The 21,266-nt window shown below is 72.6% G+C and carries 18 protein-coding genes; 8 read left to right on the plus strand and 10 right to left on the minus strand.

Annotation, left to right across the window (positions count from 1 at the left end; genetic code table 11):
• Positions 1-48: 48 nt before the first annotated feature.
• The 6 genes from OO63_RS27435 to OO63_RS27460 form a co-directional block, all read right to left on the minus strand.
• The gene (locus OO63_RS27435) at positions 49-1,083 is read right to left on the minus strand and encodes a tellurite resistance/C4-dicarboxylate transporter family protein (protein ID WP_051811246.1); all 1,035 of its coding nucleotides are present in this window, start codon (positions 1,081-1,083) and stop codon (positions 49-51) included.
• A complete protein-coding gene (narI, locus tag OO63_RS27440) occupies positions 1,083-1,871 on the minus strand; it encodes a respiratory nitrate reductase subunit gamma (protein ID WP_051811247.1) in 789 nt (262 codons plus the stop codon). Before narI ends, OO63_RS27435 begins: the two co-directional genes overlap by 1 nt.
• The gene (gene narJ, locus OO63_RS27445; protein WP_033264507.1) at positions 1,868-2,494 is read right to left on the minus strand and encodes a nitrate reductase molybdenum cofactor assembly chaperone; all 627 of its coding nucleotides are present in this window, start codon (positions 2,492-2,494) and stop codon (positions 1,868-1,870) included. The genes narI and narJ overlap by 4 nt, the downstream gene beginning before the upstream one ends.
• Positions 2,491-4,098: a nitrate reductase subunit beta gene (narH, locus tag OO63_RS27450; protein ID WP_030356718.1), complete on the minus strand. Its 1,608-nt coding sequence runs from the start codon at positions 4,096-4,098 to the stop codon at positions 2,491-2,493. The genes narJ and narH overlap by 4 nt, the downstream gene beginning before the upstream one ends.
• A complete protein-coding gene (locus OO63_RS27455; protein WP_030356719.1) occupies positions 4,098-7,760 on the minus strand; it encodes a nitrate reductase subunit alpha in 3,663 nt (1,220 codons plus the stop codon). Before OO63_RS27455 ends, narH begins: the two co-directional genes overlap by 1 nt.
• 400 nt (positions 7,761-8,160) lie before the next feature.
• Positions 8,161-9,762 (minus strand): purine-cytosine permease family protein, encoded by a 1,602-nt coding sequence (locus tag OO63_RS27460; protein WP_030356720.1) that lies wholly within the window; start codon positions 9,760-9,762, stop codon positions 8,161-8,163.
• A 68-nt stretch (positions 9,763-9,830) separates the two neighbouring features.
• Here OO63_RS27460 and OO63_RS27465 point away from each other — a divergent pair, with 68 nt between their 5' ends.
• Together OO63_RS27465 and OO63_RS27470 are read left to right on the plus strand one after the other, a co-directional pair.
• Positions 9,831-10,469, plus strand: coding sequence for a TetR/AcrR family transcriptional regulator (locus tag OO63_RS27465; RefSeq protein ID WP_030356721.1), 639 nt, complete (start codon positions 9,831-9,833; stop codon positions 10,467-10,469).
• Positions 10,470-10,600: 131 nt separating this feature from the next.
• Positions 10,601-12,226 (plus strand): amidohydrolase, encoded by a 1,626-nt coding sequence (locus OO63_RS27470; RefSeq protein ID WP_030356722.1) that lies wholly within the window; start codon positions 10,601-10,603, stop codon positions 12,224-12,226.
• 142 nt (positions 12,227-12,368) lie between these two features.
• On the opposite strand, the gene OO63_RS27475 is transcribed toward OO63_RS27470, so the two are convergent.
• Positions 12,369-13,280 (minus strand): LysR family transcriptional regulator, encoded by a 912-nt coding sequence (locus tag OO63_RS27475; RefSeq protein WP_199819439.1) that lies wholly within the window; start codon positions 13,278-13,280, stop codon positions 12,369-12,371.
• 90 nt (positions 13,281-13,370) lie between these two features.
• Here OO63_RS27475 and OO63_RS27480 point away from each other — a divergent pair, with 90 nt between their 5' ends.
• Positions 13,371-14,747 (plus strand): aspartate aminotransferase family protein, encoded by a 1,377-nt coding sequence (locus OO63_RS27480; protein ID WP_030356724.1) that lies wholly within the window; start codon positions 13,371-13,373, stop codon positions 14,745-14,747.
• Between the two features lie 9 nt (positions 14,748-14,756).
• Here OO63_RS27480 and OO63_RS27485 read toward each other — a convergent pair whose 3' ends face one another.
• Positions 14,757-15,389, minus strand: coding sequence for a TetR/AcrR family transcriptional regulator (locus tag OO63_RS27485; RefSeq protein WP_030356725.1), 633 nt, complete (start codon positions 15,387-15,389; stop codon positions 14,757-14,759).
• A 94-nt stretch (positions 15,390-15,483) separates the two neighbouring features.
• Between OO63_RS27485 and OO63_RS27490 the strand changes: the two genes are divergently transcribed.
• Complete coding sequence (locus OO63_RS27490; RefSeq protein WP_030356726.1) at positions 15,484-16,266, plus strand: MBL fold metallo-hydrolase; 783 nt, start codon at positions 15,484-15,486, stop codon at positions 16,264-16,266.
• A 15-nt stretch (positions 16,267-16,281) separates the two neighbouring features.
• Here the strand turns inward: OO63_RS27490 and OO63_RS27495 are convergent, their stop codons facing one another.
• A complete protein-coding gene (locus OO63_RS27495; protein ID WP_030356727.1) occupies positions 16,282-16,842 on the minus strand; it encodes a TetR/AcrR family transcriptional regulator in 561 nt (186 codons plus the stop codon).
• Positions 16,843-16,966: 124 nt separating this feature from the next.
• Here OO63_RS27495 and OO63_RS27500 point away from each other — a divergent pair, with 124 nt between their 5' ends.
• Together OO63_RS27500 and OO63_RS27505 are read left to right on the plus strand one after the other, a co-directional pair.
• Positions 16,967-17,977 carry an NADP-dependent oxidoreductase gene (locus OO63_RS27500; protein WP_030356728.1) on the plus strand — a complete coding sequence of 337 codons (1,011 nt, stop codon included), beginning with the start codon at positions 16,967-16,969 and terminating at the stop codon, positions 17,975-17,977.
• Positions 17,978-18,079: 102 nt separating this feature from the next.
• Positions 18,080-18,475, plus strand: coding sequence for a VOC family protein (locus OO63_RS27505; RefSeq protein ID WP_030356729.1), 396 nt, complete (start codon positions 18,080-18,082; stop codon positions 18,473-18,475).
• 102 nt (positions 18,476-18,577) lie between these two features.
• Here OO63_RS27505 and OO63_RS27510 read toward each other — a convergent pair whose 3' ends face one another.
• The gene (locus tag OO63_RS27510; protein ID WP_030356730.1) at positions 18,578-18,913 is read right to left on the minus strand and encodes a hypothetical protein; all 336 of its coding nucleotides are present in this window, start codon (positions 18,911-18,913) and stop codon (positions 18,578-18,580) included.
• Between the two features lie 170 nt (positions 18,914-19,083).
• Between OO63_RS27510 and OO63_RS27515 the strand changes: the two genes are divergently transcribed.
• Positions 19,084-19,995 (plus strand): LysR family transcriptional regulator, encoded by a 912-nt coding sequence (locus tag OO63_RS27515; RefSeq protein WP_030356731.1) that lies wholly within the window; start codon positions 19,084-19,086, stop codon positions 19,993-19,995.
• A gap of 203 nt (positions 19,996-20,198) precedes the next feature.
• Positions 20,199-21,251 carry a S1 family peptidase gene (locus tag OO63_RS27520; protein WP_030356732.1) on the plus strand — a complete coding sequence of 351 codons (1,053 nt, stop codon included), beginning with the start codon at positions 20,199-20,201 and terminating at the stop codon, positions 21,249-21,251.
• The last annotated feature ends 15 nt before the right edge of the window (positions 21,252-21,266 follow it).

Here is a 21,266-nt window from a genome sequence, read left to right on the forward strand (position 1 = left end):
CGCCTCCCGCGCCGCGCCCGGGAGGCGGGCCGAGGGCCTGGGCACCGCTCAGGCCCCGGCCGAGGGCCGACCCGTGGCCCACCGCGTCGTGAGCCACCGCGCCCCGACCGCGAGCCACGCTGCCATGGCCGCCCACGCCAAGGGCCGCTGAGGGAGCGTCAGGGCGCCGATGCGCTGTGCGGCCGCGAGCTGCGCGGTCGCGGTGGCGTACATCCCCAGCGGGAAGACGACGCACCACAGCGTGGGCTCGTAGGCCAGCGGGACGCGGTGGCGCAGATGCCGCCAGACGCCCGTGGCCAGCAGGAGCGGGATCAGGAAGGTGGCCCAGGCCCACAGGCCGACGACCGTGCCGCCGAGCGGGGCGCGGACCGGGGCGGGCAGGAGCCCGTCGTGGGCGAGGAGCCGGGCACCGGCGAGGGTGCTGACGGCGGCGGCGCCCATGGTCACCCAGTAGCTGGGCGCGAGGAGTTCGGGCGCCGGCGGGTCGGACCGCAGGCGCCGGACGACGGCCGCCAGCGTGGCCGCGTACAGCAGGACCCCGCACACCCACAGCGTGAGCGCGAGCGTGACGACGGGGCGGTCGGGACGGAGACCGACGAGCGTCAGGACGAGCGCCTGCAGGCCGACCGTGGCCAGGAACCAGGTGCCGTCGGCCTGCCGCAGCGCGGTGCGCGAGCCGAAGCCCCGCAGTCGCACGACCGCGCGCGCGAGCACCGCCCACACGACCGCCGCGACGACGAACAGCGCGCACCCCACGACCCGGGCGGGCCCCGAGCCGAGGCGTGCGGCAAGGACACCGCTCGCCGCGACCAGGGTGAAGTGCCCGAACACCCGCGCGGGGTCACCGAGTTCCGCCCGGATGACGGACGGGTGATACCGGGCCTTGAGCACGGTGGCGCACAGCAGCACGGCGTACAGGGCCGCCGCCGCGCCGAACAGCACGAGGGACAGCGCCCGGGCGCCCGTCTGCGTCAGCGCCCGGGAGACGATGCCCGTGGCCATGACCGGCGCGAAACACGCGGGCGCGAGCCCCCGGCACCGGTCGGCGAGCCCTTGGCGCGGGCCCGCGAGTGCGCGCCGCATCAGCGCCGGGCGAGGGTGTCCCGCGCCGACCGGGGCCGCTTGCCCGGCGGGCCGGAACGGGCGGCGAAAGGCCGACCTGGGCCTGGACGGCCGGGCGCGGGCACGCGCCGCCCGCCCCGCGACCGGTACACGACATAGGGACGCACGAGGTAGCCGACCGGCGCGGCGAAGGCGTGGACGAGACGGCTGAACGGCCACGCGGCGAACAGGGCCATCGCGAGGAGGGCGTGCACCCGGTAGGCGAGCGGTGCGTGCGCCATCGCCGACACGTCCGGATCGAGCATGAACAGCGAGCGGAACCACACCGAGACACCACGCCGGTAGTCGTAGGGGTGGGGCTTCATCGTGGTGGCCGTCGCGGTGAGGCCCGCCAGGAGCACACACAGCAGGACGGGGTAGACGGCGCGGTCGCTGCGGCTCGTCGCCGCCCGGACGGCGGGCACCCGCAGCCGCCGGTACAGCAGGATCACCAGCCCGGCGAGCGTCGCGAGGCCCGCCGTGCCGCCGACGAGCAGCGCGTTCGCGTGGTACAGCCACTCGTGGACGTGCACGCGCTCCGTGAACGACTCCGGCACCAGCAGGCCGATGACGTGCCCGGCGATCACGAACAGCAGCCCGAAGTGGAACAGCGGGCCGCCGACCCGCAGCAGCCGGCTCTCGTGCAGCTGACTGGACCGGGTCGTGAAGCCGAAGCGGTCGTAGCGGTAGCGCCAGGCAGTGCCGGTGACGAGGACGGCGACGACGAGATAGGGCAGGACGCCCCACAGGGCGATGCGCAGGTGGTTCACCGGGAAGTCTCCTCCGCGTGCGGGGCGTCGGGAGCGCGTGGGGGATACGGCAGCAGGCCGACGGTCTCGGCGGGCGGCCCGGTGCGGGCGAGCCGCAGGGCCGCCTCCCGGGTCGCAGGGGAAGGACCGGGCAGGGTGCGGCAGACCGCGTCGACGACACCGGCATACGGGCTGCGGTACGAGGCCAGCGCGAGGCGCAGCAGTTCCAGGGCGGGCCGGTGCGCGACGAGCAGGGACGCCTTCAGGTCCGGTGTGCGGGCGGCGAACTCCAGCATCAGCGGCAGGAAGTCGGGCAGCTCGTCCTCGGGCGGATGCCACCCGTGCCGCCGGTAGAGCGCCTTGAGCTCCGCCAGCGACGCGCCCCGCCTGCGCGTGTCCCCGTCGGTGTAGTACGTCAGATACAGACACCGGCGGCGGCTGCGGTCGAACGTGACGACGTACCTGGCCGCCAGATCCAGCGGCGCCGTCGCACCGACCTCGTCGCAGAACCGCAGGAGCAGCCCCACCTCCGTGCCGGGCACCGGCTCAAGGGCCGCACGCACCGCGCGCAGCCGCTCGGGCCAGTCGTGATCGGGGTAGCGCAGCAGCAGGGACGCGGCCTGGTGGACGACGGGGCGGCTCACCGCGCGCCGCCGTCACCGCTGGGGAAGAGCCCGTCGGGCCGTCCCTCGCCGTTCCAGTTCAGGAGGTTGACCCGGCCGCGCAACGACGCCCCGGCGTGCTCCGGCTCCGGCTCGGCGGACGGTGGGGCGTGGAAGGTGTCCGGGGTGTACATGCCGGGGCCGCCGTGGGTGTCCAGGCTGCACCCGGAGTCGAGGTCGTCGGCCGGGGCGGTGGCCGTGTAACTGGTGGGGATGACATAGCGCTCGTCGTACTTGGCCAGGGCGAGCAGCCGGTACATCCCCTCGATGCCCGCGCCGTCCATGCCGACGGCGCGGGCGATGGCCGGGTCCTGCTCCTCGCCGAGGTTGACCCGGCGCATGTGGGAGCGCATCGCCGCCAGACGGCACAGCGCCGCCTCCACCGGGGCCGGGTCGCCCGCGGTGAACAGCTCCGCCAGATACGCCAGCGGGATCCGCAGGGAGTCGATGGCGGCGAACAGCTTCGCCGGGTCCTCGCCGTCGTGCCCGGTCGCGGTGAGGGAGTCCACGACGGGCGAGAGCGGCGGGATGTACCAGACCATCGGCATCGTGCGGTACTCCGGATGCAACGGCAACGCGACCCGGTAGCGGCTGATCAGGGCGTGCACGGGGGAGCGGCGGGCGGCGGTGATCCAGTCGTGCGGGATGCCCGCCTCCTCCGCGGCCGCCGCCACGTCCGGGTCCTCCGGATCGAGGAAGCACTCCAACTGGGCCTCGTACAGGTCCTGTTCGTTCTCCGTGGCGGCCACGTCGCCGACCCGGTCCGCGTCGTACAGGACGACACCGAGGTAGCGCAGGCGTCCCACGCACGTCTCGGAACAGACCGTCGGCTGACCGCCCTCGATCCGCGGGTAGCAGAACGTGCACTTCTCCGCCTTGCCCGTCTGGTGGTTGAAGTAGACCTTCTTGTACGGGCAGCCGGTCACACACATCCGCCAGCCGCGGCAGCGGTCCTGGTCGACGAGGACGATGCCGTCCTCCACCCGCTTGTACAGCGCGCCGGACGGACACACCGCCACGCACGACGGATTGAGGCAGTGCTCGCAGATCCGCGGCAGATAGAACATGAACGCCTGCTCGTACTCCAGGCGCACCTGCTCGTTCATCTTCCGCAGGACCGGGTCGCCCGCGAGGTGCTCGGGCCCGCCGCCCAGGTCGTCGTCCCAGTTCGGCCCCCACGTCACCGCCGTCGGACGGCCGTCGATCAGGGAGCGCGGCGGCGCGGTCGGGACGTCGTCGCCGAGCGGCGCGCTGATCAGGTTCTCGTAGTCGTACGTCCACGGCTCGTAGTAGTCGTCCAGCGAGGGCAGTTCGGGGTTGGCGAACAGACGGGCCAGACGGCGCGCCCGGCCGCCGCTGCGCGGCACGAGACGGCCGTGCTTGAGCTGCCAGCCGCCCTTCCACCTCTCCTGGTCCTCGTAGCCGCGCGGATAGCCCTGGCCGGGGCGGGTCTCCACGTTGTTGAACCACACGTACTCGGTGCCCGGCCTGTTGGTCCAGGTCTGTTTGCAGGTGACCGAGCAGGTGTGGCAGCCGATGCACTTGTCGAGGTTCATGACCATCGCGACCTGCGCCATGACCCGCATCAGTACGTCACCTCCTGGGCGCGCCGCCGGATCACGGTGACCGCGTCGCGCTGATTGCCGGTGGGGCCGTAGTAGTTGGGCGCGAAGGACAGCTGGGCGTAGCCGCCGATCAGATGCGTCGGCTTGATGAGGAGCCGGGTGAGGGCGTTGTGGACGCCGCCGCGCCGCCCCGTCGCCTCCGACTTCGGCACGTTCACCAGGCGCTCCTGCGCGTGGTACATGAACACCGTCCCGGCCGGCATCCGGTGCGAGACCACCGCGCGGGCCACGACCACGCCGTTGGCGTTGTGCGCCTCGATCCAGTCGTTGTCCGCCACGCCGATCGCCTCCGCGTCGGACACGCTGATCCAGATGACGGGACCGCCCCGGGCCAGGGTCTGCATCAGCAGGTTCTCCTGGTACTCGGAGTGGATGGACCACTTCGAGTGCGGCGTCAGATAGCGCACCGTCATCGAGCGCCCGCCGTCGCCGTCGGCCACCGGCTGCTCCCCGAGCGCGGCCAGGTCCAACGGGGGCCGGTAGACGGGCAGTTGTTCCCCGTACTCCGCGATCCACGGATGGTCGAGGTAGAAGTGCTGGCGGCCGGTCAGGGTGTGCCAGGGCTTCAGGTGCTCGGTGTTGATCGTGAACGGGGCGTACCGGCGGTCGGGGGCCTCCTTGCCCGACCATTCGAAGCTCGCCCCGACCTGCACCGGACGGGCCTGCGTGTCGGAGAACTCCACCCGCCGCTCGGCCACCGAGGCGCCCAGCTCCGCGAGCCCCGTCTCGGCGCCGCAGCGCTCCGCGAGCCGCTCGAACCCCTCGGCGGCGAGGCGTCCGTTGGTGGTGCCCGACAGCGCGAGGATCGCCTCGCACAGCTTGACGTCCGTGTCGAGCAGCGGCCGGCCGAGCGCGGGCCCGGACCCGGCGGTGCCGCACCGCGCGGCGAGCCAGGAGGTCTCCGGCAGCGGGTTCACCGTCACGCCCTTGACCGTCATGCCCTGCTCCCCGGGCAGCGGACCCAGCGCGGCGATCTTGTCGCCGATGGCGGTGTAGTCCCGCTCCACGACCGTGAACTGAGGACGCGTGGAGCCTTCGGCGGGCGCCTCGCCCGGGGTGTCGTGCTGCAGCGCCGTCGCCACCAGGTCGTGCGCCACGTCGAGGCGGCCCTCGGCGAGGCGGCTCACCTCGGTGGCGAGCCCGTGGAAGATCTCGAAGTCCGTACGGGCCTGCCACGGCGGGCTGATCGCGGGGGAGAAGGCGTGCACATAGGGATGCATGTCGGTGCTGGACAGGTCGTGCTTCTCGTACCAGGTCGCCGCGGGCAGCACCAGATCGGCGTGCAGCGTGGTCGACGTCATGCGGAAGTCGAGCGCGAGCAGCAGGTCGAGCTTGCCGCGCGGCTCCTCCTCCCGCCAGGTCACGTCCTTCGGCCTGCTCTCCGGCGGCGCTTCCTGCGCGTTCGCGTTGTCGGACGCGCCGAGCAGATGCCGCAGGAAGAACTCGTTGCCCTTGGCCGAGGACCCGATCAGATTGGCGCGCCACACGGTGAGCACCCGGGGCCAGTTGGCCGGATCGTCCGGATCCTCACAGGCGTACGAGAGCCGCCCCGCCTCGGCCTCGGCGGCCAGCCAGGCCGCCGGATCCGCGTCGGCCTCGTGCACGCGCCGCCCCAGGTCCAGCGGGTTGGCGGAGAACGTCGGATACGACGGCATCCAGCCCTGCCGGGCGGAGCGGGCCAGGAGATCCGCGGTATGCAGACCCGTGAGGTCGCCCGGCGCGGTGGGGGAGACCAGGGCGTCCGCCGTGAACTTCTCGTACCGCCACTGGCCGGTGTGCAGATACCAGTACGGCGTCCCCGCCATCTGCCGCGAGGGCCGCCCCCAGTCCGACGCCGTGGCCAGCTGCTGCCAGCCCGCGTACGGCCGCACCTTTTCCTGCCCCACATAGTGCGCCCAGCCGCCGCCGTTGACGCCCTGACAGCCGGTGAGCAGCAGCAGCGAGAGGAACGAGCGGTAGATGGTGTCCGAGTGGAACCAGTGGTTCGTCCCGGCCCCCATCACGATCATGCAGCGACCCCGGGTCTGCTCCGCGGTCCGCGCGAACTCACGGGCCGCCCGCACCACCGCCCCCGCCGGCACCGACGTGACCGCCTCCTGCCAGGCCGGGGTGCACGGCGTGGACGCGTCGTCGTAGGCCGTCGGCGCCTGCCCGTCGAGGCCCTCGCGCCGTACCCCGTACTGGGCGAGCATCAGGTCGAACACCGTTGTCACCAGACGTCCGCCGACCCGCAGGGCGGGCACCGCGCACCGGATCGTCGCGCCGTCCTCGTCGAAGCGGGGCAGCGTCACCGTGGCCCGGGCGGCGCCCGGGCGGCCGTACAGGCTGAGCAGCGGGTCGACGTCCCCGAGGTCGAGGTTCCAGCGGCCCTCGCTCGCCTTGCTCCAGCGGTCTCCCAGCGTGCCGTTGGGCACGGTCGGCCGCCCGCCGGCCCTGTCGAGGAGCACCGGCATCCAGCGCCGCGCCTCGGCCTCGGCGTCCCCGGCCAGGTCGAGATCCTTGGCGGTGACGAAGGCGCCGGGTGTGTGGGTGTGCTCGTCGCGCTCGTCCAGGGACACGAGGAAGGGCAGGTCGGTGAAGCGTTTGACGTAGTCGGTGAAGTAGGGCACCTGCCGGTCGACGAAGCACTCGCGCAGGATCACGTGGCCCATCGCCATCGCGAGCGCGCCGTCGGTCCCCGGATGGGGATGCAGCCACTCGTCGGCGAACTTCGTCGCGTCGGCGTAGTCGGGCGACACCACGACCACCTTCTGGCCGCGGTAGCGCGCCTCGGCCATCCAGTGGGCGTCCGGGGTCCGCGTCACCGGGACATTGGAGCCCCACAGCATCAGATACGCGGCGTCCCACCAGTCCCCGGACTCCGGTACGTCGGTCTGGTCGCCGAACACCTGCGGCGAGGCGATCGGCAGGTCCGCGTACCAGTCGTAGAACGACAGCATCGGCGCGCCGATCAGCGCGTGGAACCGGGCGCCGACCGCGTGCGAGGCCATCGACATCGCCGGGATCGGGGAGAAGCCCGCGATCCGGTCGGGCCCGTGCGCCTGGAGCGTGTGCACATGCGCGGCCGCCGCGATCTCCAGCGCCTCGGCCCAGCCGACCCGCACCAGGCCGCCCTTGCCGCGGGCCGACTGGTAGCGGCGGCGCTGGTCCGGATCGCCGGTGACCTGCGCCCACGCCGCCACCGGATCACCGCCGTGCCGGGCCTTTGCTTCCCGGAACATCTCGACCAGGACACCGCGGACGAGCGGATGGCGCACTCGGGTTGGCGAGTACGTGTACCAGGAGAACGACGCCCCGCGCGGGCAGCCCCGCGGCTCGTAGTCCGGGCGGTCCGGCCCGGTCGACGGATAGTCGGTCGCCTGGGTCTCCCAGGTGATCAGACCGTCCTTGACGTACACCTGCCACGAGCACGACCCCGTGCAATTCACGCCGTGGGTGGAGCGCACCACTTTGTCGTGCGCCCAACGCTCCCGGTACGGCTGATCGTTGACCTGCTGATCCGTGCGGAAGACCGCGCGGGCGTCGGGCGTGGCCGGCGCACGCCGCAACAACTGCCCTGCCGCGAACAATCGTTCGGCCGCATCCGAGGCGATCCGCTCCGCTTTGGCCCTGCCACGTCCCACGCCCCAGACTCCCCTCGGAGATCGGCGCGCCGGAGTGGTCGGCACCGGCGCGCACGTCTCGACGAACGGGGGCCAGAATCCTCTCTTCCGGTGTGTGGTGTAGACCTGTTTTCGGCCAGTTGGATGTACCTAGACGTTATTTTCCGTGCTCTTTGCGATGGTTGATACAGGGAAAGTCAAAAGCGGGACGAAAGGGAATGGGCCGCTGAGGCGACGGCCCCGGCGTTCGAATGCCTGCTCCCTTGAGTACGTGATTACTTGACCTTTCCCGGCGGCTGGGCCGGTGTGGCTGAGCGCTTCAGGCGGCCGTCGCGTGCTTCGGTGGCCACTTTGGCGCGAGGGCGGGACGGCACGGCTCTCTGAACCTGAAGACACGACACGCGGGTCCGGGGTCGTACCGCTACCGGGTCGTCCCGCCGTCCCCTGGTTCAGCGGCGCCCGCACCGGACGTGGACCGACCCGAACGGAGGCGCCCGCGGCTGAGGATGACGTAGAGCGAAGCGGAGACGGTGATCCCGGCGGGGAGGGCGAGGTCCAGGCCGTCCAGGGCCGACGCGATCGGCCCGGTGTAGAGGGTGTTGACGCACAGGGCCGACACGGTGACGCCTCCCGTGAGGGCCAGGGCTCCCGCCGGGCTGACCCCGGCGGCGTACCAGTAGGGGCTGTCGGGGGTCTCGTCCATCAGCGTGGGGCCGTCGTAGCGGTTGCGGCGCAGCCAGATGTCCGCCGCGTAGATGGTCATGGCGGGGCCGAGCAGGACGACGGTGAGCTGGAGGACGTTGCTGACGGTGTCGAGGAAGTCGGAGATGAGGAGCGCGTACAGGGTGAGGGCGACGGCCGCGGTCCCGTCGGCGATCACACTGAGGGAACGGCGGATGCGGATGCCGACGGCCTGGAGGGCGAGTCCGGCGCTGTAGGCGGTCAGCGCGTTGAGGGCGACCGTGCCGAGGATCAGTGCGAGCAGGAAGAGGGGGTCGAACCAGCCCGGCAGGATCGTCCGGAGCCCCGACTGCGGGTCCCCCATGTCGACCGCGGTCGCCGCGCAGGCCCCGAGCGAGCAGATGACGACACCGGGCACGAACCCGCCGAGCGCGGTCCAGCCGAGCACCGCCTTCGCGGACGTCGTGCGCGGCAGATAGCGGGCGAAGTCGGCGCTCGTGGTGTACGACAGCGGCGCGGAGGCGATGAGGGTGACCCCGGCGACGAGAACCGTCCACAGCTCGGCTCCCCGCAGCGGCGCGGGCGGCGCGTACGAGAAGTCGGTGTGGCGCAGCACGGCGATCGCGACGACGGCGAAGACGGCGGTCAGGGCGAGGGTGATCGGCAGATACAGCTTCATGATGAGGCCGTGGCCGTACACGCCGATGGTCAGGGTGACGGCGGCGATGACCAGGACGACGGCGATCTTGACGCCGGTGGTCGCGCCCACACCGGCCTTCTCGACCAGGGCGAACGCGGCGGTCGCGGCGGCGGCCAGATTCAGGGCGAAGTAGCAGACGGAGATCATCCAGCCGACGACGGCGTTGTTCACGCGGTTGCCGCGGATTCCGTAGATCGCCCGCGTGATCACTTCGCTCGGCGTGCCCGCGGCCGGGCCGGATATCGCCAGCAGCCCGGTCAGGAGCCAGAACAGATTGCCCGCCACGATGACCAGGAGGGCCTGGCCCAGCGTCAGCCCCATGAGGATCAGGGTCCCGCCGACCACCAGGCTCAGGTAGTTGACGTTCGCCGCCGCCCAGACGGAGAACAACTGCCGAGGGTGGCCGTGGCGTTCCTGGTCGGGGATGTGGTCGATGCCGTGGGCCTCGATGCGGCCCGCCCCGTCCGAGCTGGGCTGTTTCCTCTGCCCTGCGTGGACGGGCAGGGCGCCCGGCCCGTCCACGCAGGGCCGTGCCGCTCGTGCGCCGTCGGGGCTCCGTGCCGGTGGCCCGCCGGGGGAGAGCCCCGCTCCCTGTCGCGCGGCGCAGGTGCTCTCGGGCGGGTCGGGAATCGTGGACGCCATGCGGCCCCTCCGGATGCTGGTAGCCCACCTGCTTGCTTATTGGTCGCACACTCAATAGCATGGAATCCATGTCGTCAAGCGTTCAGAACAAGCGAATCCGCAAATCTCCGGGGGCTAGACGTGCGGAAATCGTTGCGGCCGCCGCCGGTGTGGCACTGGCGGAAGGGCTGGAGTGCATCACCCTGCGGCGGGTTGCGGAGGAGCTCGACGTCCGGCCGGGGCTCATCAGCCACTACTTCCCGGCGGTCGACGACCTCGTGGCCGAGGCCTACGGAAGCGCCGTCGGCTCCGAACTCGACGAACTCCTCCCGGCCGACCGTGCCGGCGCCACCCCCACCCGGCACCTGGCCCGGTTCCTCGCCCGTACGACGGGGAAGGCGTACGACGACATCAGCAGGCTGTGGCTCAACGCCCGCCACCTGAGCCGCTACCGGCCCGCCCTGCGTGACCGCGTCGCCGTCCAGGAGGACGCCTGGCGTGACCGCCTCGAGGAAGTCATCCGCGTCGGCGTCGAGGAGGGCGAATTCCACACCGCCGACCCTCTGGTGACGGCCATTCAGATCCTGGTCGTCCTCGACGGCCTCGGCATGCTCGTCAACAGCCCGAGCGCCGACGACGGCCCGCCCGCGGTCCGGCGCCTGCCTGTCACCACGGCGGAACGCGAACTCGGGCTGCCCGTCGGGGCGTTGTCCGACGCCCCGGACTGACCCGCCCGCGGGGCCCTGCGTCCGTCTGGGCGTCCTCGTCCTCAGCCGTGTCCCGGCACCCCTTGTGTCCCAGCACCCCCTGTGTCCCAGCACCCCGTGTCCAAGGAGCCTTCGTGTCCCAAGGAGCCCCCGTGCGCACCTCCCTCGTCCTGCTCTCGGCCCGTCTGCTCGACCCCGTCACCGGCGAACTCCTGCCGCAGACCGCGCTCGCCGCGGCCGACGGGCGCATCACCGCCCTCGGGGACGCCCCGGACATCCGCGCCCTCGCCGACGCCTCGACCACGGTGATCGACCTCAAGGGCGCCGTCGTCACCCCCGGCCTCGTCGACGGACACATCCACCCCGTAACGGGCGCCGAACTCACCCACGGCCTCGACCTGTCGGGCTGCGAGAACGTGGAGCACGTACGCGCGGCCCTCGCCCGTGCGGTGCGGGACCTCGCCCCCGGCGCCTGGCTGCACGGATGGGGCCTCGACCCCAACGTCTTCGCCGGAGCCCCCGTCGAGACCGCCCCCTTCGACGCCGTCCTCGACGGCGTGCCCGCCCTGCTGCTGCTCTTCGACGCGCACTCGATGCTGGCCAGCCGCCGCGCCCTGGAACTCGCCGGGGTCGACGGGCCCCGCACCTTCGATCAGGCCACCGCCGAAGTGGTCTGCGACGCCGAGGGACGGCCCACCGGACTGCTCCTCGAGGACGCCGCCTGCGCGCTCGTGGAACGCGTCGCCCCGCAGCCCACCCGCGACGAGCGCCGCGACCGGCTCGCCGCCGTCCTGCGCGCCATGGCCGCCACCGGCCTCACCGGCGGCCACGCCATGGACGCGAACGGCGACAGCCTCGCCTTCTACGCCGAGCTGGACGCGGCGGGCGACCTGCCGCTGCGCCTGCGCGTCGCCCCCTGGTGCCAGCCCGGCACCGACGCCGAAGGACTGCGCGCACTCGTCGCACAGCAGGGCACCGGCGGGCGGCTGTGGCGCACCGACGGCGTCAAGATCTTCATGGACGGCACCATCGACAACGGCACCGCCTGGCTGGAGCACCCCGACTGCCACGGCGAGTCCCGCCACGCCTTCTGGCCCGACCCCGAGGAGTACACCCGCGTCGTCGGCGAACTCCACCGGGCGGGCGTGCCCATCGCCACCCACGCCATCGGCGACGCCGCCGTACGCCATGTCCTCGACGCCGTCGAGAAGGCGCAGGCCGAGGACAGGCGGCCGGTGCGGCACCGGATCGAGCACATCGAGACCGTGCCCGACGACACCCTGCGCCGCTTCGCCGACCTCGGCGTCATCGCCTCCATGCAGCCGACCCACTGCTGCGACTTCACCCGCGCCGACCACACCGACAACTGGTCGCGCCGCCTCGGCGAGGAGCGCGCCGCACGCGCCTGGCGCTGCCGCGACCTGCACGACTCCGGCGCCGTCGTCGTCCTCGGCTCCGACTGGCCCATCGCGCCCTACCCGCCGTCGGCCGTCATGGCCGGAGCCCGCCACCGTCGCCCCAGCCGCGACCTCACCCGGCCCCCGCACGGCCCGCACCAGGCACTCACGGCCCTGGAGGCCCTCCAGGGCATGACCGTCAACGCCGCCTACGCGGCGGGGGAGGAGCACGAGGCGGGCCGCATCGCCGTCGGCCACCGCGCCGACCTGACCGTCTTCGCCGAGAACCCCCTCACCACCGAGGCCACCGAACTCCCGGACCTGCCGGTGCTCCTCACCGTCCTCGACGGCCACCCCACCCATCGCGACCCGCGGCTGTGACCGGTCGCGGAGGCGGCGGCGGGCCGCGGTGACTACGGGCCGCCGACCGCATCGGGCGACGCCGACCGATTCGGGGGCGACGCTGACCGCATCGGGAGCGACGGTGCCCGCCGATCCGTGCGATCACGGGCTTCCCGCTCTCCTACTCCCGGCTCAGCAACGGCAGCTCCGCCGAGGGGTTCCGCAGCGCGTCCAGCACGGCGCGCACCGCCGCGCGAGGCGGTGCGCCGCGCCGGACCGCCGCAGTGATCGTGCGCGTCACCGGAGCCGCGAGTTCCGCGGTGGCGACGCGATAGCGGTCGAGGTCCACCGTCAGGCCGGGCAGCAGCGCGATCGAGTGCCCGGCCTCGACGTGCTGCAACGTCATCATGTAGTTGCTGAAGCGGCACACCACGCGCGGCTCGAACCGCGCGTGGCGGCACAGCCGCAGCGCGAGGTTGGCCATGTACGACTGCGGCATGTCGAAGGCCCACGGTTCGTCCGCGTACGCGGCGAGGTCGACGCCGGCGCGCCCGGCAGCGGGATGACCGGGCGGGACGACCAGCAGGATCGGGTCCCTGGCCAGCGGCACCAGGTCGAGGTCCGGGCCGAGCGGCAGCTCGTCGAAGTCGGTGGTCGTGATGATGACGTCCGCGTCGCCGACCCGCAGCGCGGGCATGCTCTCGTGCGGCTCCAGCTGAAGGACCTCCACGTCGAGGTGCGGATGCGCCCGCTTCAGGCGGGTCACCGCCGGGACGGCCATGGTGTGGATCGCGCTCTGGAACGCCCCGAGCCGCACCAGACCCGCCGGTTCCTCCCCGAAGCCGCGCAGCTCCGCCTCGACGCTCTCCATGTGGTCGAGGATCGCCCGGGCCCGGCGCGCGAGGATCAGCCCGGCCGGGGTGAGCCGCACCCGGCGCCCCGTGCGTTCGAGCAGCTGGGTGCGGGTCTCGGACTCGAGCACGGCGAGCTGCTGCGACACGCTCGACGGGCTCAGGTTCGCGGCCTGGGCCACCGCCCGCACGGTGCCCAGGGTGTCCAGCTGGCTCAGCAGGCGCAGCCTCCAGGGGTTCATCACCCCCTCATTGTTGTGCGGTTTCTCCGAACAGGACAGCCGGAATTGTGAGATGGACGTGTCGCTCGCGTGAGACCTACCGTCGAGGACATGCCTGCTTCGACCCCCGCCGCCACCGCTCAGCCGTCCTCCGCACCGCCGTCGCCCGCGGCGACCGCCTCGCCCTCCACCGACTCCTTCTGGACCGACGCCGAGAAGCACCTCGTCCGCTACGGCCCCGAGTTCACCCGCGAGGTCATCGACCGCGCCGCCGGAAGCTTCGTCCACACCGCCGACGGCCGGAAGATCCTCGACTTCACCTCCGGTCAGATGAGCGCGATCCTCGGTCACTCGCACCCGGAGATCGTCGCGACTGTCCAGCGTCAGATCGCGTCCCTCGACCACCTCTTCAGCGGCATGCTCAGCCGCCCCGTGGTCGACCTCGCCCGCCGCCTGTCCGACACGCTGCCCGCGCCGCTGGACAAGGCGCTGCTCCTGACGACCGGCGCCGAGTCGAACGAGGCCGCGATCCGGATGGCCAAGCTCGTCACCGGCAAGCACGAGATCGTCTCGTTCGCCCGGTCCTGGCACGGCATGACGCAGGCCGCCGCGTCCGCCACGTACAGCGCGGGCCGCAAGGGCTACGGCCCGTCCGCGCCCGGCAACTTCGCCATCCCCGCGCCGAACGCCTACCGGCCCGACTTCACCGCGGCCGACGGCTCCCTGGACTGGGAGCGCCAGCTGGACTTCGCCTTCGACCTGATCGACGCGCAGTCGACGGGCAGTCTGGCAGCGTGCCTGGTGGAGCCGATCCTCAGCTCGGGCGGCATCATCGAGCCGCCCGTCGGGTACATGGCGGCGCTGCAGGCCAAGTGCCGGGAACGCGGCATGCTGCTGATCCTCGACGAGGCCCAGACCGGCCTGTGCCGCACGGGCACCTGGTACGCCTTCGAGCGCGACGGCGTCGTCCCCGACATCCTCACGCTGTCCAAGACGCTCGGTGCCGGACTGCCGCTCGCGGCCGTGATCACGAGTGCCGAGATCGAGCAGCGGGCGTACGAGCGCGGGTTCCTGTTCTTCACCACGCACGTCTCCGACCCGCTGGTGGCCGCCGTCGGCAACACCGTGCTCGACGTCCTGAGCGCCGACAAGCTCGACGAACGCGCCCGCTCCCTCGGCGTGTTCCTCCGCGACGGCCTGACGGACATCGCCGCGCGGCACGAGGTCGTCGGCGACATCCGGGGCCGGGGCCTGCTGGCCGGCCTTGAACTCGTCGTCGACCGTGAGACGAAGCGGAGTTCCAGCGAACTGGGCGCGCGGGTCACCCGCCGCTGCCTCGAACTGGGTCTGCACATGAACATCGTCCAGCTCCCCGGCATGGGCGGTGTCCTGCGGATGGCTCCGCCGCTGACCGCGACCGAGGACGAGCTCTCGCTCGGTCTGACGATCCTGGACCAGGCGATCGCGGAGGCCGAAGCCGCCCGCTGACCGCCGTGGTCAGGACTGGTCAGTGCTGGTGGAGACTGGTCGGTGCTGGTGGAGGGCCCGCTCGATCGCGCGGCGGGCCCGGTCGGCCGCCGTACGGTCGTGCTGGAGCTGCATGGCCGCGTTGAGCGCGAGCCCGGCGGCGACGATCTCGAACAGCGCCTGGTCGACGTCGAACCCGGCGGGCAGCTCGCCGTTCTCCACCGCCGCGGCCAGGTCGGCCCGCAGTTGTTCCCGCCAGCGCGACCACACCTCGGCCACCGCGTCGCGGACCCGGCCGGGGCGGCCGTCGTACTCGCTGAGCGCCGCCGTCATCAAGCAGCCACCGGGCAGCAGCGGCGCCTCCAGGTAGCCCACGGAGGCGGCGCACACCACGCGCAGCCGCCGCAGTCCCGGCGGCTCGGCCAGGGCGGGCTCCACCACCCGGTGCCAGAAGTCCACGAACGCCTTGTCCAGCGTGGAGATCTGCAGCGTCTCCTTGGTGCCGAAGTGCTTGTGCACCCCGGACTTGCTCATCTCCAGCTCCTCGGCGAGGCGGCCGATGGTGATGCCGTCGAGCCCCTCCTCGGAGGCGATCTCGGCGGCCCGGTCGAGGATCCGGCCCTTGGTGGCCTGCGCTTCGGCGGCTGAGCGTCGGGGTGACATGCGCACGAGTTTAGCGTACGGACGTTCGCTATTGAATTGGCGAACGCTCGTACGCTAAGTTCCGTCGGCAACCACCGGAACGAAGGAGTGCGCGATGCGGGTACGACGACTGGGCTGGGCCGGCCTTGAGATCGAGGCGGGCGGCGAGCGGCTCGTGATCGACCATGTGCGGGACCTCTCGCCGCTGTTCACGGGATGGAAGCCCGGTGAAGGGCTCGTGGCGCCGAGCGGGCAGGCCGCCGCCGCACTGGTCACCCACCTGCATCGGGACCACACCGACGCGTCCGCGCTCGCGGACGCGCTGACGCCGGGGGCGCCGGTACTGCGCCCGGCGCCCGGTCACGGCGACGACGTGGACAACGTGACGACGCTGCCGGCCGAGCGCGAGCTGGTCCGGCACCGTCTTGCCGCCGAGATCGTGGACGCCTGGTCCACGTGCGAGGTCGGGCGGTTCCGGGTCACCGCGGTGCCCGCCGTCGACGGCCTCGGGGACCCGCAGGTGAACTGGGTGGTGGAGGCCGACGGGCAGCGGGTCTTCCACGGCGGCGACACGATGTTCCACGGCTGGTGGTGGCTCGTCGCCCGCCGGTTCAGCCCGTTCGACGCGGTGTTCCTGCCCGCGAACGGCGCGGTGGTCGACGCCCCGCACCTGCAGCCGCCGAGCCCGCTGCCCGCCGCCCTCGACCCGAGGCAGGCCGCCGCGGCCGCGGAGATCCTGAACGCCCGCCACGCGGTGCCGATGCACTACGAGACGGAGCAGCCGCACAAGATCCCGGGCTACGTCGAGGTCGGCGACCCGGAGGGCGAGTTCCGCACGCACGCCGGACAGCGCGCGCGTGTGCTGGCCGTGGGGGAGTGGCTGGACCTGGCCATGTGACCGGACTCCCGCGGTCTATCGGCCCGACGGCGCCTTGGTCAGCACCGCGCTCGCCACGACATCGAAGAGATGGTCGGCGCGGGGTGCGAGCGAGGGCTGGTCGTGGAGCCATGCGAGCGCCCCGACCAGCGCGAACAGATCGGTGCCGTCGATGTCGGCGCGCGCCGCGCCCACGGCCTGGGCGCGGGTCAGGAGTCGCGTGCCCGCCGCGCGCATCGCGACGCACGAGGCGTGGAGCGCGGACGCGGGATCCTCGATCGCGGCCACCATCAGCGCCACGACACCCCGGTACTCGTGCGCGCACGCGACGCAGTCGCGCAGCCACGAGACGAGGGCGTCCTCGGGCGGGCCCGGCGTCTCGAGCGTCGCCGCCCGCGCCGCCAACTCGTCGAACCTCGTGCGGAGCAGGGCCTCGAGCAGCGCCTCGCGCGTCGGGAAGTGGCGGTACAGCGTGCCGAGTCCGACGCCGGCTCTGCGGGCGACATCGCGCAGCGACGCGTCGGCGCCCTGCTCGGCCACGACGTCGCCCGCGACGGCGAGCAGGTGGTCGCGGTTCTTCTTCGCGTCGGCTCGCATGCGCTTCCTCGCCCAGTCCTTCTTGTCGTCCCTTGCTAAGCGGAGCAGTGCTCCATATATTCGGAGCACTGCTCCGCAAAGGGTAGCTCCTGCGCGGGGGAATCCGTGAGGAAAGGTGACAGCCATGCCGTCAGGCACGATGAAGGCGATCCGGGTGCACGAGTTCGGCGGCCCCGAGGTACTGCGCCACGACGAAGTGCCGATCCCCGAACCGGGACCCGGCGACGTGCTCGTCCGCGTCCGCGCGGTGGGCGTCAATCCGCCCGACTGGTACGTGCGCGAAGGCATGCGGAACGTCCCGCCGGACATGAGGCCGCCGCTGACCCTGCCCGTCATCCTGGGCACGGACGTGTCGGGCGTCGTCGAGGCCGTCGCCGCGGACGTGCGCGGCTTCTCCGTCGGCGACGAGGTCTTCGGCCTCCTGCGCTTCCCGAGCCTCGAGGGCAGCGCGTACGCCGAGTACGTCGCCGCGCCCGCCGCACACCTCGCCCACAAGCCCGTCGGTGTCGATCACGTGCACGCCGCCGGGGTGCCGATGGCGGGGCTCACCGCGTGGCAGTTCCTGATCGAGCTCGGCCACGACCACCCCTCGCCGTTCCAGGAGGCACCCCATCGCCCGATGGTGCTGAACGACGGGACGACGGTGCTCGTCAACGGCGCGGCGGGCGGCGTGGGCCACTTCGCGCTGCAGCTCGCCAAGGGCAAGGGCGCGCACGTCATCGCCGTCGCCTCGGGAGGGCACGAGTCGTTCCTGCGCGAGCTGGGCGCCGACGAGTTCATCGACTACACGAAGAGCCGCCCCGAAGATGTCGCACGCGACGTCGACCTCGTCCTCGACACCGTCGGCGGCCGCGACAGCGGTCGTCTCCTGCGGACGCTCAAGCGCGGCGGCGCGGTGTACCCGGTGTTCCCCGGCGACCACGACGCCGACGAGGTCGCGAAGCGGGGCGTCACCGTCTCGGCCACCCAAGTGCGCTCCAACGGCCCGCAGCTCGCGGAGCTCGGCCGTCTGCTCGACGCGGGCGCGCTGCGTGTCGCCGTCGACAGCACCTATCCGCTCGCTCAGGCGCGCGCCGCCCACGAACGGGCCGCCCGAGGACACATCCAGGGCAAGATCGTGCTCACGGTCGGGTGAGACCGGGGTGCCGCGCCGCGCGGGCCCCCGCCGCGCTCCCGCGCGCCGAACGGTCAGGAACGGAGAAGCGGCGGCGAGCCGGCCGCACCTAATGTGACCAGCATGAACACCACGTTGAAGGTCAGTGCCATCATGCTCGGCGTCAAGGACGTGGAGCGTGCCAAGAAGTTCTATGTGGAAGGCCTCGGCTGCGCGGTCGACCAGGACTTCCCCGGTTTCGTGAAGTGCGACCTCGGCGAGGGCTCCTCGCAGCTGGCGCTCTACGCCTGGGACGAGGTGGCGGCGGACGCCGGCGTCCCCGCGGAGGGGTCGGGGTTCCGCGGCGCCTCGTACCACTTCCTCACCGGATCCAGGGAGGAGGTCGACGAGGTCATGCGCGCCGCCGAGGCCGCGGGCGGCACGGTGGTGAAGGAGGCGGCCGCCACCGACTGGGGCGGGTACTTCGGCTGTTTCAGCGACCCCGACGGCCATCTGTGGAAGGTCGCCACCGCCACCTGAGGGGCGCCGCACCCGGATCGGATCGGCCCCCGGGCAGGCCGGTCGCCGTCCTCGGATCAGGCCGTGTGCCGCCCCCGGTTCAGAGCGTGCACAGGGTCAGGCTCAGAGCGTGCACAGGGTCAGGACCAGGCCGGTGAGACCGGTCGCCAGGCCCGCCATCGCCTGCTTGCGTCCGGCCCCGTGCATGCGGTGGGCGTTGGCCCATCCGGTCACGCCCAGGACGAGTGCGGGCACGGGAATGGTGCCGGTGACCGTGCGGACCGGCGGGATCAGGGCGCCGATGACGGAGAGGGTCCCGTAGGCGAGCGCCAGGGTGGCGAGGCCGTTGAGCGGGCCCTTCGCCGGTGCCGGGGAGGCGGCCTGGGAGGCCCGCGGCCTGGTCTGCCAGGACGTCTCGCGGGCCGTCTCCTCGGCAGGGGCGAGGGTGGGCGTGTTCATGGGCGTACGACTCCAAGTCGTCGAGGACGGCAGGGGAAGGGGTTGGTGGACGGGCGGCGCCGAGCCGTGCGGGCGAGTGCACGGTGCCGCGCCGTCCGCCCTGTCGATGCTAGGAAGCCCACAGGCATAGATCAAAGACGCGTTTCCACGGGGAAACATAGAGTGGGGCTATGGCAGCCCCACCGACCCTCCGACAGCTCGAATACCTCCTGGCCGTCGTGGAGACCGGCTCCATCACGGACGCCGCAGCCCTCCTGCACGTCTCCCAGCCCACCCTCTCCCAGCAGCTCAAGAGCCTGGAGCGCACCGTCGGCACCCCGCTCCTCGAACGCACCCCGCGCGGCGCCCACCTCACCCCGGCAGGCCGCGCCTTCCTGCCCGGCGCCCGCCACGCCCTGTCCGGCGCCGAACGCGCCACCGGCGCCGCCCGCGCCGTCGCCGACATGGTCCACGGCGAACTGCACCTCGCCGCCGTCCTCAGCGTCGCCCTGGGCGTCGTACCCGGCGTCCTCGCCGTCTGGCACCGACGCCACCCCCGCGTCGACGTCGTCCTGCACGAGTACGCCGACCTCGCCTCCTTCGCCCGCGCCCTGACGGACGCCACCGCCGACGTCGCCATCGGCCCCCTCCCGGACGGCTGGGACGGCCCCCACCACCCCCTGGGCGCCGAGGAGTTCGTCGTCCTCGTGCCGCCAGGAGATCCCCTGGCCGGACGGAAGACCGTGCGCCTGGAACAGCTCGCGCAGCGCCCCTGGGTCCAGTACGGACGCACCCACGCCCTCGCGGCCACCGTCGAAGACCTCTGCACCGACGCCGGATTCACCCCGCACGCCGCGATCCGCTCCACCCAGACCGCCGCCGTCCCCCGCCTCGTCGCCGCCGGACTCGGCGTCGGCCTCGTGCCCGCCAACGTCCTCACCCCCGACTTCCCCGGCACCGCGCTGCGCCTCACCCCGCGCAGGCGCCGCGCCCTGTCCGTCTTCACCCGCCCCGGTCCGCACCCCCTCATCGCCGAGCTGGTCACCGTCGCCCGCGAGCACGCCCGCCTGACGCCCGATCACCTCGCCGAGCAGCTCTCCTAGTCGGCGCCCGCTCCGCCCGGCCGGCCCGCACGTGCCGAGGCGCGCCGTCGTACGCCCGTCCGCGCGGCACGCCGCTCTGGAAGATCCCGGACGGGCAAGGTCCAGACCCTTGCGCGAATGACGCAGACATGCCACTTTCCTTGCTCGGTACGTCCCACACGTATCGCGGTACGTCACACGTCACCGTCAAAGGAGCCCCCCACATGAGACGCACCACCTGTGCGCGTCTGGGCCTGTCCGCCCTGCTCGTCACCGGATCGCTCGCCCTGGGTGTCACCCCCGCCGGCGCCCAGAGCGAACCGGCGCCCTCCGCGACCCGTCTCAACGCTCTGAACGCCCAGGTCGAACGGCAGCTCGGCGACGACAGCGCCGGCACCTACCTGGATCGCAGAACCGGAAACCTCGTCGTCACCGTCACCAGCGACGCCGCCGCCGAACGCGTCCGCGCGACCGGCGCCACCCCCCAGCGCGTCGAGCGCAGCGCCGCCCAACTCGACGCCGCCATGGACACGTTGGAGTCCCGCGCCAAGATCACCGGAACGTCCTGGGGCATCGACCCCCGCACCAACCAGATAGCCGTGGAGGCCGACCGCTCGGTCTCCACCCGCGAGATGGCCCGCCTGCACCGCGTCGCCGACTCGCTCGACGGCGCCGTCCGCGTCAGCCGTGTACCCGGCACCTTCCACCGCGAGGTCGCGGGCGGCGACGCCATCTACGGCGGCGGCTCACGCTGCTCGGCCGCCTTCAACGTCTCCAAGGGCACCACCAAGTACTTCGTCACGGCCGGGCACTGCACCAACCTCAGCGCCAACTGGTCCGCCACGTCCGGCGGCGCGGCCGTCGGCGTGCGCGAGGGCACCAGCTTCCCGACCAACGACTACGGCATCGTCCGCTACACCAACGGCTCCTCGCCCGCCGGCAACGTCAACCTCTACAACGGCAGCTACCAGGAGATCTCCTCCGCCGCCGACGCGGTCGTGGGTCAGGCCATCAAGAAGAGCGGCTCCACCACCAAGGTGACCAGCGGCTCCGTGACGGCCGTCAACGTCACCGTCAACTACGGCGACGGACCCGTCCACGGCATGGTCCGCACCACCGCCTGCTCCGCGGGCGGCGACAGCGGCGGCGCCCACTTCGCGGGCACGGTCGCCCTCGGCATCCACTCCGGCAGCTCCGGCTGCACCGGCACCAACGGCTCCGCCATCCACCAGCCGGTGCGCGAGGCCCTGTCCGCGTACGGCGTCAGCGTGTACTGATCCGCGTACGACAGC

This window comes from Streptomyces alboflavus (genome assembly GCF_000716675.1).
Taxonomy (GTDB): Bacteria; Actinomycetota; Actinomycetes; order Streptomycetales; family Streptomycetaceae; genus Streptomyces; species Streptomyces alboflavus.